This is a genomic window from Corynebacterium sp. 335C, from assembly GCF_053525695.1.
This window is the reverse complement of the sequence record NZ_JASTTB010000001.1, coordinates 495562-509878: the sequence shown is the minus strand read 5'-3', so window position 1 is coordinate 509878 and position 14317 is coordinate 495562. Positions and strand designations below refer to the sequence as shown.

Sequence of the window (14317 nt, the reverse complement as noted above, 5' to 3'; positions counted from 1 at the left end):
CGATCCCGAAACTACCGCCGCGCGGCGGGGGACGTCGTCACGCGGAGGCGCCGGACGCGGCCCGGGTGCTCACGCGGCGCCGGGCGCGGCGGGGTCCGACGCCCAGAAGCGGCGCAGGCCCTCGCGCACCGTCGCGACGTCCTCGTCGGTGCCCATCAGCTCGAAGCGGTACAGCTCCGGCACGCGGCACTTCCGCGCGATGACCCGGCCCGCCACGCAGTAGCCGTCGCCGAAGTTCGTGTTCCCCGACGTGATGACGCCGCGGATGAGCGCCCGGTTGTCCGGGTCGTTGAGGAAGCGGATGACCTGCTTCGGCACCGCGCGGTCCTCGGTGCCGCCGCCGTACGTCGGCAGGATCAGCACGTACGGGTCCGTGACGTGCAGCGGCGGTTCCGTGCGGCGCAGGGGGATGCGGTGCGCGTCGACGCCGAGCTTCTCGACGAAACGGCGCGTGTTCTCGGATGCGGAGGAGAAGTAGACGAGGCTCGCCATGATGCTCCAGTTCTCTGGGGTTCTGGGTTCCGTGGGTTGTTCGGGCTGGGCGGTTTCCGGGGTGTCGGGGTTCTCCGGGTTCTCCGGGTGCGGCGGGGTTCGTGGGTCTGCGGGTTGTCGGGGTTCTCCGTGGTCCGCCCGGGTAGGGGGGGGCGCGGATGCGGCGCCCGGGGTGTGGGCCGGCGGGGCCCGGGGTGCGCGCGAGGCATCTGGTGCAGGTCGGGTGCGTCCCCGGGCCGAGGACCGGAGGCCCGGCATCGGGCGGGACGTGGCGCGCGGTGCGATCGGGGCGGACCGGGCCGATCGCGGATGCGCTGTACAGTAATCACAACTACGTAAGACCGTAAAGGGGTGAGCGCGATGCGCGACCAGAATGGGGGAGCGGCCGCCGGGCCGGCCCCGTCCAACCTGCCGAACGAGCAGGCCGAGGGCCTGCGCGGCTTCCTGTCCCGCTGCGCCGCCGGAACGTGGGTGGTCACGGGACTGGACCGCGACGGGCAGCCGGTCGGCTTCACGACGTCGGCGCTGGCGCCCGTCTCCGCCGACCCCGCGATGTTCTCCCTGGCCGTCCCCGCGGCGCTGCCCGAGTGGCTGGCCATCGAGGAGGCCGGCCAGATGCTCGTCCACGCGCTGGCCGCCGGCGACGGGGCGATTGCGGAGGTGTTCGCCGCGCCGGGCGTCGACAGGTTCGGGGCGGTCGGCTGGCGACCCCGGGCCCGCGGGTCTGCCCGCCATCCCCGGCGTCAACGGGCGGCTGCGGGCGCGGGTGCTGACCGTCGTGCCCGTCGGCGGGGCGCGCATGCTGCTGTGCCAGGTCGCGGAGTCGCTGCTGCCGCCGCACGCGGACCCGCCGCTGGTGTCGCGGCGCGGGTGGCCGTCGTCGCCGTTCCGGGCGTAGGTCGGCGGGGGCGGTGCGGCCGACGCCGTGGCGCCGGAGAATGCCGCCGCCGGATGGCGCCGACGACTCGGGCCACTTCGCGGTCGCGGCGTCGCCGACTGCCGCCGCCGTGCGGTCTGACGCCGTCGAATGTCATCGACTCGCGGTCCCGGCGGTGCCGCCGAATGCCATCCCCTAGCGGCTCTGGCGTCGTCGAATCGTGATGCTGGAGGGGTTAACGCTCTTTAGCGGGCCCAACGCCTCAGATCCGGCGGCAAAAGCCCAGGGGCTTTCGTGCGTTGGGCCCGGTAAAGCGCATTAACCGGACGGGATGGCGGCGGGAGCGGCTCGGTGGCGCCCCGGCACTGGGGTCGGAAGTCCGTCGCCAGGTGGATATGGCGTCGACGGCGGCCGACCGGGGCCGGGCCGGGGCGTTTCGCGCGGCAGGCGCGCCGGGAATGCTTATCCGGAAGGGGTTAACGCGGCTTAGCGGCCCAAACGCGATCCGTCACCTGGGGTTTCCCGGCGGATTCTGTCGCGTTTGGGCCGCTAAATCGCATTAGCCGGCACGGACGCAGGTGAAGGGCCGCGGTGCGGGAGAGTCGGCTGCGCCCGGGAGTGGGCCAAGGCGGCGGCATGGCCGGAATCCGCGGCGTCCGGCATGGACGTCGTGCGCGGGGCCGGCGCCGCCCGCGGTCCCGCTACTTCCGCGGCCGGACGCGCACTCGGATGGCCTCCGCGGCCTCGCGGCCCAGCGGGACGTCGCCGGCCGGGGTGGCGGGGGCGTCGGCCGGTGTGGCCGGGGCGGCGGGGGAATCGGCATCGGCGGCCGTGCCCGCACCCGCCGAGCCTGCACCAGCCGCATCCAGCGGCGACAGCACCAGCACGCCGGAGTGCACGCCGGCGTCGGCCAGCCGCCACCGCGTGCCGGGAAGGACTCCGGTGCCCTCGAGGTGGCGCAGCAGCCCGGGGTCGAGGTCGCTGATGCGGCGGACGACGAACTCGTCGCCGGCGGCCAGCGACGTCAGCGCCTGCGCGTCGGCGTCGACGATGGTGCCGTCGGCGGCGGGGATGACGTCGCCGTGGGGGTCGCGGGTGGGGTGGCCGAGCTTGGCGTCGATGCGCTCGAGCAGCCGCTCGGAGACGGCGTGCTCGAGGCGCTCGGCGTCGTCGTGGACCTCGTCCCAGCCGTAGTCGAGGGCGGAGTGGAGGAACGTCTCGAGGAGCCGGTGGCGGCGGATCATCTGGACGGCGAGTTCGCGGCCCTCGGGGGTCAGCGAAATCGAGCCGTAGCGGGCGTGGTCGACGAGCCCCTGCTTCGTCAGCCGCCGGATCTGGTCGGAGACGGACGACGGCTTCAGGTTGAGGTAGTCGCACAGCATGGACGGCGTGACCGCCACGGCCTCCCATTCGGACAGCGCCCACAGAGCCTTGAGGTAGTTCTGCGCGCTGTCGGTGAGGTCCTCGAGATGCATGAGGCCAACCTTATCCCGCCGTGCGCGGCAGGGGAACGGGGCGCGCGGCGCGGGGTCGCCCGCCGTCGCCCGCGGCCCGGTTTCCATCGTGTTCCGCGGTTGCGTGACGACGCCCCGATCTGCCCCCTGACCTGCCGATTAGGCGGGGAATGGGGTGCTTGCTAATGTAGTCCAGGTCAGCGCGGCCGGGTCGCCCCGGAAGCGCCGTCCGAGCCCCGTTCGTCTAGCGGCCCAGGACACCGCCCTCTCACGGCGGCGGCACGGGTTCAAATCCCGTACGGGGTACGAAAGCGGCAGGCCCCCACCGGAAGGTGGGGGCCTTGTCGTATGCCCGGGCCTTTCCCGGTGCCCCGGGGTGCCCGTCCCTTCCGCTCGTCCGGCGCCTTCGCGCGCCCGTCGGCCTGCGCCGTCGTCCGCGGGACCGTCCCCTCGGGGCGGGCGGCGCATCCGTGCGGCGGGCCCGGCCGGCCGGGATGCAACTGCATTTGCGCGGGTGCGCAGCAACGATGCGGGCAATCGTGCAGCCGTGGACTGAGGGGCCGGCCTTGTTGTCGAAAACCGTTTCCATTATCCTTGTTTCCATAATCGGCCCCGCCGTGCCGCCCGTCCGGGCGCACCGGGGCCGCCGCGCCGCCCAGGAGCACGACGGCACGCCGTCGCCGAACCCGGGCGCGTGGCCGCCGGGGCCCCGCCCCGGCGCCGCTGGGATGGTCCCGGCGGTCGACCGGAAGCGGAGGTGCCCATGGCGGACACGGGCCGGACGTGCGTCCACGTGCGCGACGCCGCGGTGACGGCGGGGGAGACCACCCTGCTGTCGGTCCCGGAGCTCGTCATCCGGCGCGGGGAGCGCATCGCCGTGACGGGGCCGTCGGGCTCCGGCAAGACGACGCTGCTGCGCCTGCTGGCGGGCCTCGTCGCCGAGCCGCTGGCCGTCGAGGGCTCCGTGGAGCGCCACGGCACCGTCGGCTTCGTCGCCCAGGACTCGCTCGGCTCCCTCAACCCGCTCGTGCGCTGCCGGCGCCAGGTCGCGCTCGTCGCCGGGTCGGAGGAGCGCGCCGACGAGGCGCTGCGCGCCTGCGGGATCACCGACGAGCAGGCCCGCCGCCACCCGCTGCGCCTGTCCGGCGGCCAGCGCCAGCGCGTCGCCATCGCCGCGGCGCTCAGCCGCGACCCGGACGTCATCTTCGCCGACGAGCCCACCTCCTCCCTCGACTCCATCGCCACCCTCGCCGTCGCCGACGCGCTGCGGGAGGCGACGGTCCGGACGGGGGCCGCGCTGGTGGTCTCCACGCACGACATGGGCGTCGCGAAGCGCGTCGCCGACCGCGTCATCCGCGTCGAGCACGGCGCGATCACGGAGGTGGACCATGCTGACCTGCACTGACGTCACCGTCGACGGGCGCCTGGACGGCGTCACGTTCAGCGTCCCGGACGGCGCCCGCGTCGGCGTCATCGGCCGCTCCGGCGCCGGCAAGACGACGCTCATCTCCGTCATGACCGGCATGCTCGCGCCCGACCGCGGCAGCTGCGACACCGGCGCCCGCGCCGTCGGCTACATCCCCCAGGACCCCGGCAGCTCGCTCATGCCCGCCATGAGCGTCGGCGACTGCGTGCTGGAGCCCGTCGTCATCGCCGGCGGCTCCGACGCCGCCGCCGAGGCGGCCGGCCGCCTCCCGGAGCTGTTCGCCTCCCTCGGCCTCGACGAGTCGCTGCTGGACCGCCGCCCCGGCGAGCTGTCCGGCGGCCAGCGCCAGCGCGCCGCCGTCGCCCGCGCCCTCGTGTCCCGCCCGGGCCTCATCATCGCCGACGAGGCGTTCTCCGCCCTCGACCGCGCGACCTCCGAGCTGCTCGAGGGCGTGCTGTCCGCCGCCGACGCCACCGTCGTCCTGGTCACCCACGACCTGCCGACGGTCCGCTCGCTGTGCGACCACGTCGTCGTCCTCGACGCCGGCCGCTGCGTCGAGGCCGGCCCCGTCGGCATCCTCGACGACCCCTCCCACGAGGCCACGCGCCTGCTCGCCGACGCCGCGACGGAGCTCGCCCCGTGAGCATGCGCGGCCTGCCGGTGACGGTGCGGATCCTGCTGCTGACGGAGATGCTGTTCAACGTCGGCTTCTACCTCGTCGTGCCGTTCATCGCCGTGCAGATGGCCGGCCCGCTCGGCGCCGGCGGCGCCGCGATCGGCCTGGTGCTCGGCCTGCGCACGTTCAGCCAGCAGGGCCTGTTCTTCCTCGGCGGAGGCCTGTCCGACCGGTTCGGGCCGCGGCCCATCCTGCTCATCGGCGTCGCCCTGCGCATCGCCGGCTTCGTCGTCGCCGGGCTCGCCCCGTCGGTGCCGTGGATGATCGCCGGCGTCATCCTCATCGGCTTCGCCGCCGCCCTGTTCTCCCCGGCCGTCGAGTCGACGCTGGCGGTGGAGGGCCTGAAGCTGGAGCGGGCCGGCGTCGTCACGCGATCGCGCATCTTCGCGCTCGACGCCGCGTGGTCGCGCATCGGCGTGCTCGTCGGCCCCGTCCTCGGCGCCGCGCTCATCCCCGTCGGCTTCCGGCTGGTGTGCATGGTCGGCGCCGCGGTGTTCGCGTTCATCTTCGCCGCCCACGCCGTGATGCTGTCGCGCAGCCGCATCGGCGCCGACGCCGGGGGAGCGGCGCAGGCCGCGGCCGCCGACGCAGCCGCTGACGCCGCGCGCGCCTCCGACGGCCCCGCCGCCGACCCCGCCGGGCCCGTCCCCGGCGACGCCGCCGACGACCCGGCCGCCCCCGACGGCGGCGCCGACCGCGTCCGCCCCGCCTCCATGCTCGCCGCGTGGGGCGGCGTGCTGCGCAACCGCGCCTTCCTGGCCTTCGCGGCGCTGTACTCGACGTACCTCGTCGCCTACAACCAGCAGTACCTCGCGCTGCCGGTGGAGCTGCGCCGCGCGACGGGCTCCGACGCCCTGCTCGGCTGGTTCTTCGCCATCGCGTCCATCTGGGTCATCGCCCTGCAGGGACCGGTGCACCGCCGCGCCGAGAAGGCCGGCGCCCCCGCGGCGCTCACCGCCGGCTTCGCCGTCATGGCCGCGTCCTTCGCGGTCGTCGCCGCCGCCGCGCCGTTCGAGATCCCCGGCGCCGCCGCGCTGCTGCCCGCCCTGGTGTTCGTGCTGCTGCTCAACCTCGGCGAGATGATCGCCGTGCCCGTCGCCCGCGACCTCGTCGGCGACCTCGGCGGCAACCGCGACCTGGGCAGCTACTACGGCTTCCTCAGCAGCTTCGGCGGCCTCGCCGTGCTGATCGCGTCGACGGCGCTGGGCGGGATGCTCGACGCCGCCGAGGCGCCCGGCGCCGCCGCGACCGTCCCGTGGCTGGTCCTGGCCGCGGTCATGTGCGTCTCCGCCTACGGCCTGCGCCGCATGGCGCAGCGCCGTGCGGGAGGCGCGGAGGCCGCGCCCGGCACGTCGCAAAGCAACAGCGAACGCGCCGCGTCCCGCGACGCGCGTGACGACGGCGACCCCGCGCACGCGGACGCCACCCGAACTTCCACGACCCCATCCCCGACGACAGGAGACGACCGATGACCACCCGACACCCGCGGCTGCGCCGCGCCACCGCCATCGCCGTGGCGGCCGGCACCGCCCTCACCCTCGGCGGCTGCTTCACCGACGGCGGCGACGGCTCCGGCGAGGCCGGCGAGCGCATCTCCTTCGCCATGGCCTTCCAGCCCGTCGCCGGCCTGTCGCCGTACTCCGACGACGCGCTGACCAACACCCGCACCGGCGTCGCCGAGACCCTGGTGAACGTCGACAAGGACGCCAAGGTCGTTCCCGCGCTCGCCGAATCCTGGGACACCCCCGACGAGCGCACCGCCGTCTTCACCCTCCGCGAGGGCGTCACCTTCCACGACGGCACCCCGCTGACCGCCGAGGCCGCCGCCAACGCCCTGCGCGACGCCGCCGACGCCGCCACCCGCCCCGAGGGCCTCGGCGACGGCGACTTCACCTTCGAGGCCACCGGCGAGCGCGAGCTCACCGTCACCACCGACTCCGACGACCCCGTCCTCGTCCGCCGCTTCTCCGACGCCGGCACCGTCATCCTCGCCGAGGCGGCCTACGGCGGCGAGAACCCCGACCCCGTCGGCCACGGCACCGGCCCCTACAAGATCGTCTCCCTCGACGGCGCCACCGGCTTCACCGCCGACGCCAACCCCGACTACTGGGGCGGCGAGCCCGGCGCCGCCGGCCTCGACGTCACCTTCATGCCCGAGGCCGCCACCCGCGCCAACGCCCTGCGCGCCGGCGACGTCAACATCGCCCAGGCCCTCCCCGTCGCCCAGCTCGCCGACCTCGGCGACGCCGACGTCAACGAGGAGACCCTCACCCGCGGCGTCCTGCTCAACCTCAACACCGAGAAGGGCGTCTTCGCCGACGAGGCCATGCGCACCGCCGCCGCCGAGGCCATCGACGACGGCCTCATCGTCGACACCATCTACGAGGGCCACGCCACCGCCGCCGACGGCCACCTGTTCAACCCCGACCAGGAGTGGGCCGACGTCGAGCCCGGCGACCTCGTCGACCCGGGCGAGGGCCGCGGCACCGTCCGCCTCGCCACCTGGACCGACCGCCCCGAGCTGCCCGAGGTCGCCTCCGTGGTCGCCGAGCAGCTGCGCAAGGCCGGCTTCGACGTCGAGGTCGTCACCGGCGAGTTCGAGGCCCTCGAGCCCCAGCTCATGGACGGCGAATTCGACGCCGTCGTCGGCTCCCGCAATTACATGCTCGGCGCCTCCGACCCCGTCGCCTACCTCGAGTCCGACTACACCTGCGACGGCGGCTACAACCTCTCCCAGCTGTGCGACTCGGATTTCGACGCCAAGATCGAGGAGGCCGGGCAGCTCGGCGACGATGAGGGCCGCCTCCGCCGCGCCGCCGAAATCGCCGGCGAGCTCGTCGCCTCCGGCATCGTCGTGCCGATCAGCTTCGAGCACTCCCACGTCGGCACCCGCGACGTCGAGAACGTCAACCTCGACCCGATGGAGCGCTACTTCGTGACCGTGGAGACTTCCCGCTCATGACGGGCACGCGGATCCGGGCCATCGTCGGGCCCGTCGCCATCGCCGCCGGTGCCGTCCTCGCCGGCAACCTCCTGACGACGATGCTGCCCTGGTTCACCGGACGCGAGCCCGCCCTGTCGGTGCTCCGCGCCCGCGAGGCCCAGCGCGCCGCGACCCCCGAGCTGCTGGCCCGCATCCGCGAGGACTTCGACCTCCCGTCCACCCCCTGGGAGTCCCTCGCCGGCTGGGTGTCCGGGCCGCTGCTCGGCGACTTCGGCCCCTCCTGGGTCGACCAGGGCCAGGACGCCATGGGCGCCGCGCTCGGCGGCCTCGGCATCTCCATCTCGCTGACCTTCGCCGCGCTCGTGGTGTCCACGCTGATCGCGGTCGCCGTCGTCACGCCCCGACTCACCGCCGCCGCACGCGGGCGCCGGCCCGGGGGAGCGGCGGCCACCGTCCTCGCCGGGCTCTCCGCCCTGCCGGACTTCGTCCTCGCCGTCGTGCTGATGTGGATCTTCGCGCTCAAGCTCGGCTGGTTCCCCATCTCCGGATGGGAGGGCCCGCTGCACATGGTGCTGCCCGTCATCGCGCTCGCCGTCGCCGCCGGAGGCATGTACGGCCGCGTGCTGCTCATCTCGGCCGACGCCGCCTGCGGCGAGGCGTGGGTCGAGTCGTGGCGCGTCAACGGCGTCGGCACCGGCGTCATCGCCCGCCACCTGCTGGCCCGCGCGTTCATCCCCACCATCCCGATCCTCGCACTGTACTTCGCCGGCACCGTCACCGCGACCGCAGCCGTCGAGGTCACCTACAACATCCCGGGCTTCGGCCGCACCGTCGTCTCCGCCGCCCAGGACCAGGACATCCCGGTCATCCAGGCCGCGGTCACCATCGTCCTCGTCCTCGGCGCCGTCATCGGCCTGCTGACGCACTTCCTGCGCCGCCGGCTGCTCGCCCCGCTGGAGGGCGACGTCGCCGGGCTCGCGGCGGCGAGGGCGCCGCAGCGCGGCCCGTCGATGGTGTGGGCGTGGGTCGCGCTCGTGCCGCTGGTGCTGGTGTTCGCCGGCCTGTTCCGGGACGCGTCGATCGACCCGACGGCGCGGCTCGCCGACGCGTCGACCGCCCACCCGCTGGGCACCGACCAGCTCGGCCGCGACCTGTGGGCTCGGCTCGCCGACGGCGCCGTGTACTCCATCGGCGTCGCCGTCATCATCACCGCCGTGTGCGCGGTGCTCGGCATCGTGCTGGGCCACATGGGCCGCTGGGTGCAGCAGATCGGCGAGGCCCTCAACGCGATGCCCGCCATCCTCATGGGCCTCATCCTCGCCGGCGTCTTCGGCCCGTCCACGTGGACCGCGGCCATCGCCGTCATCCTCGCCGGCTGGATCCCGCTGGCCGCGCACTGCGCCGCCGTCGCGGAGGAGGCCCGCGCCACCGGCCACTACCGGTACGCGGAGATCATGGGCGCCTCCAAGGGGCACCTGCTGCGCCGCCACGTCCTGCCCATCACCGTGCCCGCCACGGTGCGGCACGCCGTCGGCCGCATCGCGCACAACGCGCTGGCGCTGGCCGCCCTCGGCTTCCTCGGCGTCGGCGCCGTGCACGACAGCCCCGAGTGGGGCGTCGTGCTCAACGAGGCCACCGGATACCTCACCCGCGCGCCGTGGATGGCGCTCGGCCCGACGGTGTGCCTGGTCGCCCTCGGAGTGCTCGCCGCGGTGCTGACGGACCGTCGGGCCGCGAAGGTCTGACGGCGGGTTTCGCCTGGCCGGCGGTTCGGCAGCGCGCCGCCTGGTTGGCGCCGCCCGGCTCCTCATCTCGGGGAGCCGGGCGGCGTCGTCGTTCCCGGGGAGGGCGCCGTCCGCACCGCCGGGGCCTTTCGTGACCGGCGTCCTTCACTGCCGGCACCCATCCGGGGTGAACGAGGTTTAGCGGCCTGAACGGGATTCGTGTCCTGGGGTTTTGCTGCGGATTCTGACGCGTTCAGGCCGCTAAATCCCATTAACCCGTTGTGGCGGTCGGCGGGGCCCATGTCGGAGCGGTCGCGGCGGGCGGTTCCGGCGGGCGTCGAGCCCCGCTGTGGGCGGTTAACGCGCTTTAGCGGGCCCAACGCACGAATGGTCCTGGGGTTTTGTCGCCCGATCTGAGGTGTTGGGCCCGCTAAAGGGCATTAACCGCATGCGGGGCCGAGATGGGTGGCAATGGAGCCGGGATGAGCGGCGACGAGGCCAGGATGAGCGGCAACGGAGCCGGGGTTCGCGGCCTCAACCGGCGTCCTGTAGCCGTGGCGGAGAGCTTCGTCGCCGGGGCAGCGGGTTTCGTGGTCGGGGCAGGCGGTTAACGAGGTTTAGCGGGATGAACGCGAGCGGCGTCCTGGGGTTTTGGGCCGGATTTTGTCGCGTTCATCCCGCTAAATCGCATTAACTCCCTCGGCGCCGGGGTCGGAAAGCAGGGGTCCGGAGGGCTGCGTTCGGAGGGGTCGGGGGAGGGGCGAACGAAAAGGAGCGGTCCGGTGCGGGGCGAGCCGGTACGGGGCTACTTCAGGGCGCCGCCGGCCTGGCCCCACGCCCGGACGCCGCCGGCGAACCAGTACGCGTCGTAGCCGGCCGACCGCAGCTGGCGCGCCGCGGCCTTCGCACGCGGGCCGCGGGCGCACACGCACACGATCGTCCGGTTGCGCGGCAGCTCCGCCATCCGGGACGGCAGGTCCGGCAGCGGGATGTGCGTCGACTTCTTCGGGGCCAGCGAGGCGCGCTCGCCCGCGCCGCGGACGTCGAGCAGGCGGCCGCCGTCGCCGACGCGGGCCACGGCCTCCTCCGCCGAAATCTTGGAATCATCGCCGAACAGACCGCCGAACAGGGACATCGCGGAAAACCTCGCCTTCAGGGGAAACGGAATGTCGACACGGTACCCCGCGGGGTATCGGATGGGCACTCGTCCGGGGGTGGACGGGTGGACAAAGGGGAGGGTTTGGCGGGAAGGGGAGGGAGGGGAAGGCGGCCGGCGGTAAGGGAAGGGGTACCGGCCGGCAGGAGAGGGAGGGGTGCCGCCGGGAAGTGGGCGGGGCGTCGGCGGAAAGGGGGAGCTGCCGTCGCCCCGGGGTGGAAAAGGGGAGGGCTCCGGGGCCGCGTAGGCGCCGCGGAGGGCCCGCGGCCTACAGTCGCGAGCCCATCTCGCGGGCGGCCGCCAGGACCTCCGGGCCCCACGCCTCGTACGGCGACGGCGTCAGATGCTCCACGGGCCCCGAGACGCTCAGCACCGCCGTCATCTCGCCCGACGAATCCATCACCGGCGCAGAGATGGACGCCAGCGCCGCGTCGCGCTCGCCGACCGACTCCGCCCAGCCGCGCTCGCGCACCCGCGCCAGCTCGTCCGGGCCGAAGTTCGCCTCCGGCAGGATCCGCGCGGCCAGCGACTCCGGGCCGAACGCCAGGAACACGTGCGCCGCCGAACCCGCCGTCAGCGGCATCCGCGATCCCACCGGCACCGTGTTCCGCAGCCCGGACGCCGGTTCCAGGGAGGCGATGCAGGTGCGGGTGTCGCCCGTGAGACGATAGATCTGCACCGACTCGCCGGAGGTCTCCATGAGCTTCGGCAGGACGTGCGCCGCGGCGTCGGCCAGCAGATCCGACGCCACCGGCGTGAGATCCGCCAGGCCCGGCCCGGCCGTCCACTGCCCGTCCGGCGTCCGCGCCAGCAGGCGGTGGACCTCCAGCGCCGTGGCCAGGCGGTGCGCGGTCGCGCGCGGCAGGCCCGTCCGGTCGCACAGCTCCGTCAGGGTGCACGCGCCGTCGGCGACGGTGGTCAGGATCCGCACCGACCGGTCCAGGACCTTGATGCCGCTGGCCGGGGCGCCGGGGCCCTCGGGGGCCGATTCGGGGGCGTCGTCCCGTGTGCTAGTCTGTCTCATGCCATGATATTAGCATCCCATAATCTGGGATTCGAGTGGGCGCCACGACGGCACGCCGCACGCCCCGGGCACAGCCCCCGGAAACGCCCGCGGACCCCGTCGTCACGCACCACCCGGACCCCGGATCGCCGGGACGCGACCCCCGGACGCCGCACCCCGCGGCGCCCCGGACCAGCCGAAGAACGACCAACCACGAGGTGACCCATGAGCTCCGCCGACGCAGCGGCCCCGAAGACGCTCGCCGAGAAGGTGTGGCGCGACCACGTCGTCACGCCCGGTGAGAACGGCGAACCCGATCTCATCTACATCGACCTCCACCTGCTGCACGAGGTGACGTCCCCGCAGGCGTTCGACGGCCTCCGCCTCGCCGGCCGCCAGGTCCGCCGCCCCGACCTCACCATCGCCACCGAGGACCACAACGTCCCCACCGACACCGGCATCGCCGGCGGCGCCATCAACCTCATCGCCGAGCCCACCTCGCGCACCCAGATCGCCACCCTGCGCAAGAACGCCGAGGAGTTCGGCATCCGCCTGCATCCGATGGGCGACATCGAGCAGGGCATCGTCCACGTCGTCGGCCCCCAGCTGGGCCTCACCCAGCCCGGCACGACCGTCGTCTGCGGCGACTCCCACACCGCCACCCACGGCGCGTTCGGCGCCATGGCCTTCGGCATCGGCACCTCCGAGGTCGAGCACGTCCTGGCCACCCAGACGCTGCCGCTGAAGCCGTTCAAGACCATGGCCGTCAACGTCTCCGGCGAGCTGCAGTCCGGCGTCACGTCGAAGGACCTGATCCTGGCCATCATCGCCAAGATCGGCACCGGCGGCGGCCAGGGCCACGTCATCGAGTACCGCGGCGAGGCCATCGAGAAGCTGTCGATGGAGGCGCGGATGACCATCTGCAACATGTCCATCGAGGCCGGCGCCCGCGCCGGCATGATCGCCCCCGACCAGGTCACCTACGACTACCTGAAGGGCCGCCCCCACGCCCCGCAGGGCGAGGAGTGGGACCGCGCCGTCGAGTACTGGGACTCCCTGCGCACCGACGACGACGCCGAGTTCGACACCGTCGTCGACATCGACGGCTCCGCCCTCACCCCGTTCGTCACCTGGGGCACCAACCCCGGCCAGGGCATCGGCCTGGGCGACGAGGTCCCCTTCCCGGAGTACTTCACCGACGAGGCCGACCGCATCGCCGCCGAGCGCGCCCTGCAGTACATGGACCTCGAGCCCGGCACCCCGATGCGCGAGATCGGCGTCGACGTCGTCTTCGTCGGCTCCTGCACCAACGGCCGCATCGAGGACCTCCGCGCCGTCGCCGACGTCCTGCGCGGCCGCCGCGTCGCCGACGGCGTGCGCATGCTCGTCGTCCCCGGCTCCGCCCGCGTCCGCGAGCTCGCGGAGGAGGAGGGCCTGGCGGAGGTCTTCGCCGCCGCCGGCGCCGAGTTCCGCATGCCCGGCTGCTCCATGTGCCTGGGCATGAACCCCGACCAGCTGACGCCGGGCCAGCGCTGCGCCTCCACCTCGAACCGCAACTTCGAGGGCCGCCAGGGCAAGGGCGGGCGCACCCACCTCGTCAGCCCCGCCGTCGCCGCCGCCACCGCGGTCTCCGGCCACTTCGCGTCGCCCGCTGACCTGCAGCCCGCCGAGCTCGCCGGCGCCGCCGTCTAGCCCCGACCACCGGACCGGCAAGGACCGCGCACCGGGCGCCCGGCGGGCCGCCGACCGGCCCGCCGGGAACCCGGACCCGGACCTCCGGACACGACCAAAGGACCAGCCATCATGGAGAAGTTCACCACCCACACCGGCGTCGGGGTGCCGCTGCGCCGCTCGAACGTCGACACCGACCAGATCATCCCCGCCGTCTACCTGAAGCGCGTCACCCGCTCGGGCTTCGAGGACGGCCTGTTCAACAACTGGCGCACCAACGAGCCGGACTTCGTGCTCAACCAGGACGCCTACCGCGCCGGCTCCGTGCTCGTCGCGGGCCCGGACTTCGGTACGGGCTCGTCGCGCGAGCACGCCGTCTGGGCGCTCATGGACTACGGCTTCCGCGCCGTCCTGTCGTCCCGTTTCGCGGACATCTTCCGCGGCAACTCCGGCAAGGCGGGTCTGCTGGCCGGCCAGATGGAGCAGGGCGACATCGAGCTGCTGTGGAAGCTGCTCGACGAGGATCCGGGGCTCGAGGTGACCGTCGATCTGGAGAACCGGACGGTGTCGGCGGGGGATGCGGTGCTGCGTTTCGACGTCGACGACTACACCCGCTGGCGTCTCATGGAGGGCCTCGACGACATCTCGCTGACGCTCCGAAATGAGACCGGTATTCGTGCATTTGAGGAATCGCGCCCCTCGTTCAAGCCTCGCACTCTCTCATGAAAAGCACATAAATCCAGGTAGCGCGTTGTATTTCACACCGTGTCGATGTTGTTGAATCGTGTTCGGGACATTATCTTCGGATAATGGACGCGCCAAAGGGGACGGGTCAACCGTTCCGTGCCAGGCGCTCCCGTACATCACGTTCACCCCTTGATGCGGAAGGCCTGC

The 14317-nt window shown here is 73.5% G+C and carries 12 protein-coding genes and 1 tRNA gene; 9 read left to right on the top strand and 4 right to left on the bottom strand.

What is annotated here, in order from left to right; all coding sequences use genetic code 11:
* Positions 1-69: 69 nt before the first annotated feature.
* Entirely contained in the window at positions 70-492 is a 423-nt protein-coding gene (gene nrdI, locus QQS41_RS02225; protein WP_448851063.1) for a class Ib ribonucleoside-diphosphate reductase assembly flavoprotein NrdI, read from the bottom strand.
* Between the two features lie 360 nt (positions 493-852).
* On the opposite strand from nrdI, the gene QQS41_RS02220 reads away from it, so the two are divergent.
* Positions 853-1593, top strand: a complete 741-nt coding sequence (locus tag QQS41_RS02220; RefSeq protein WP_448851062.1) for a flavin reductase family protein — start codon at positions 853-855, stop codon at positions 1591-1593.
* A 477-nt stretch (positions 1594-2070) separates the two neighbouring features.
* Here QQS41_RS02220 and QQS41_RS02215 read toward each other — a convergent pair whose 3' ends face one another.
* Entirely contained in the window at positions 2071-2844 is a 774-nt protein-coding gene (locus QQS41_RS02215) for a metal-dependent transcriptional regulator (RefSeq protein ID WP_448851061.1), read from the bottom strand.
* Positions 2845-3056: 212 nt separating this feature from the next.
* Between QQS41_RS02215 and QQS41_RS02210 the strand changes: the two genes are divergently transcribed.
* From QQS41_RS02210 to QQS41_RS02185, 6 genes are all read left to right on the top strand, one after another.
* Positions 3057-3129: transfer RNA gene (locus tag QQS41_RS02210), tRNA-Glu, on the top strand.
* A gap of 457 nt (positions 3130-3586) precedes the next feature.
* The gene (locus QQS41_RS02205) at positions 3587-4228 is read left to right on the top strand and encodes an ATP-binding cassette domain-containing protein (RefSeq protein ID WP_448851060.1); all 642 of its coding nucleotides are present in this window, start codon (positions 3587-3589) and stop codon (positions 4226-4228) included.
* Positions 4212-4892: an ABC transporter ATP-binding protein gene (locus QQS41_RS02200; protein WP_448851059.1), complete on the top strand. Its 681-nt coding sequence runs from the start codon at positions 4212-4214 to the stop codon at positions 4890-4892. Before QQS41_RS02205 ends, QQS41_RS02200 begins: the two co-directional genes overlap by 17 nt.
* Positions 4889-6397 (top strand): MFS transporter, encoded by a 1509-nt coding sequence (locus QQS41_RS02195; protein ID WP_448851058.1) that lies wholly within the window; start codon positions 4889-4891, stop codon positions 6395-6397. The genes QQS41_RS02200 and QQS41_RS02195 overlap by 4 nt, the downstream gene beginning before the upstream one ends.
* A complete protein-coding gene (locus QQS41_RS02190; RefSeq protein WP_448851057.1) occupies positions 6394-7887 on the top strand; it encodes an ABC transporter substrate-binding protein in 1494 nt (497 codons plus the stop codon). Before QQS41_RS02195 ends, QQS41_RS02190 begins: the two co-directional genes overlap by 4 nt.
* Complete coding sequence (locus QQS41_RS02185) at positions 7884-9614, top strand: ABC transporter permease subunit (RefSeq protein ID WP_448851056.1); 1731 nt, start codon at positions 7884-7886, stop codon at positions 9612-9614. The genes QQS41_RS02190 and QQS41_RS02185 overlap by 4 nt, the downstream gene beginning before the upstream one ends.
* 784 nt (positions 9615-10398) lie before the next feature.
* Here QQS41_RS02185 and QQS41_RS02180 read toward each other — a convergent pair.
* Both QQS41_RS02180 and QQS41_RS02175 read right to left on the bottom strand, forming a co-directional pair.
* Positions 10399-10728 (bottom strand): rhodanese-like domain-containing protein, encoded by a 330-nt coding sequence (locus QQS41_RS02180; protein WP_448851055.1) that lies wholly within the window; start codon positions 10726-10728, stop codon positions 10399-10401.
* 289 nt (positions 10729-11017) lie between these two features.
* Positions 11018-11773: an IclR family transcriptional regulator gene (locus tag QQS41_RS02175; RefSeq protein ID WP_448851054.1), complete on the bottom strand. Its 756-nt coding sequence runs from the start codon at positions 11771-11773 to the stop codon at positions 11018-11020.
* A gap of 204 nt (positions 11774-11977) precedes the next feature.
* Here QQS41_RS02175 and leuC point away from each other — a divergent pair, with 204 nt between their 5' ends.
* Positions 11978-13444: a 3-isopropylmalate dehydratase large subunit gene (leuC, locus tag QQS41_RS02170; RefSeq protein WP_448851053.1), complete on the top strand. Its 1467-nt coding sequence runs from the start codon at positions 11978-11980 to the stop codon at positions 13442-13444.
* Positions 13445-13555: 111 nt separating this feature from the next.
* Positions 13556-14149 (top strand): 3-isopropylmalate dehydratase small subunit, encoded by a 594-nt coding sequence (gene leuD / locus QQS41_RS02165; RefSeq protein ID WP_448851052.1) that lies wholly within the window; start codon positions 13556-13558, stop codon positions 14147-14149.
* Positions 14150-14317 lie beyond the last annotated feature (168 nt).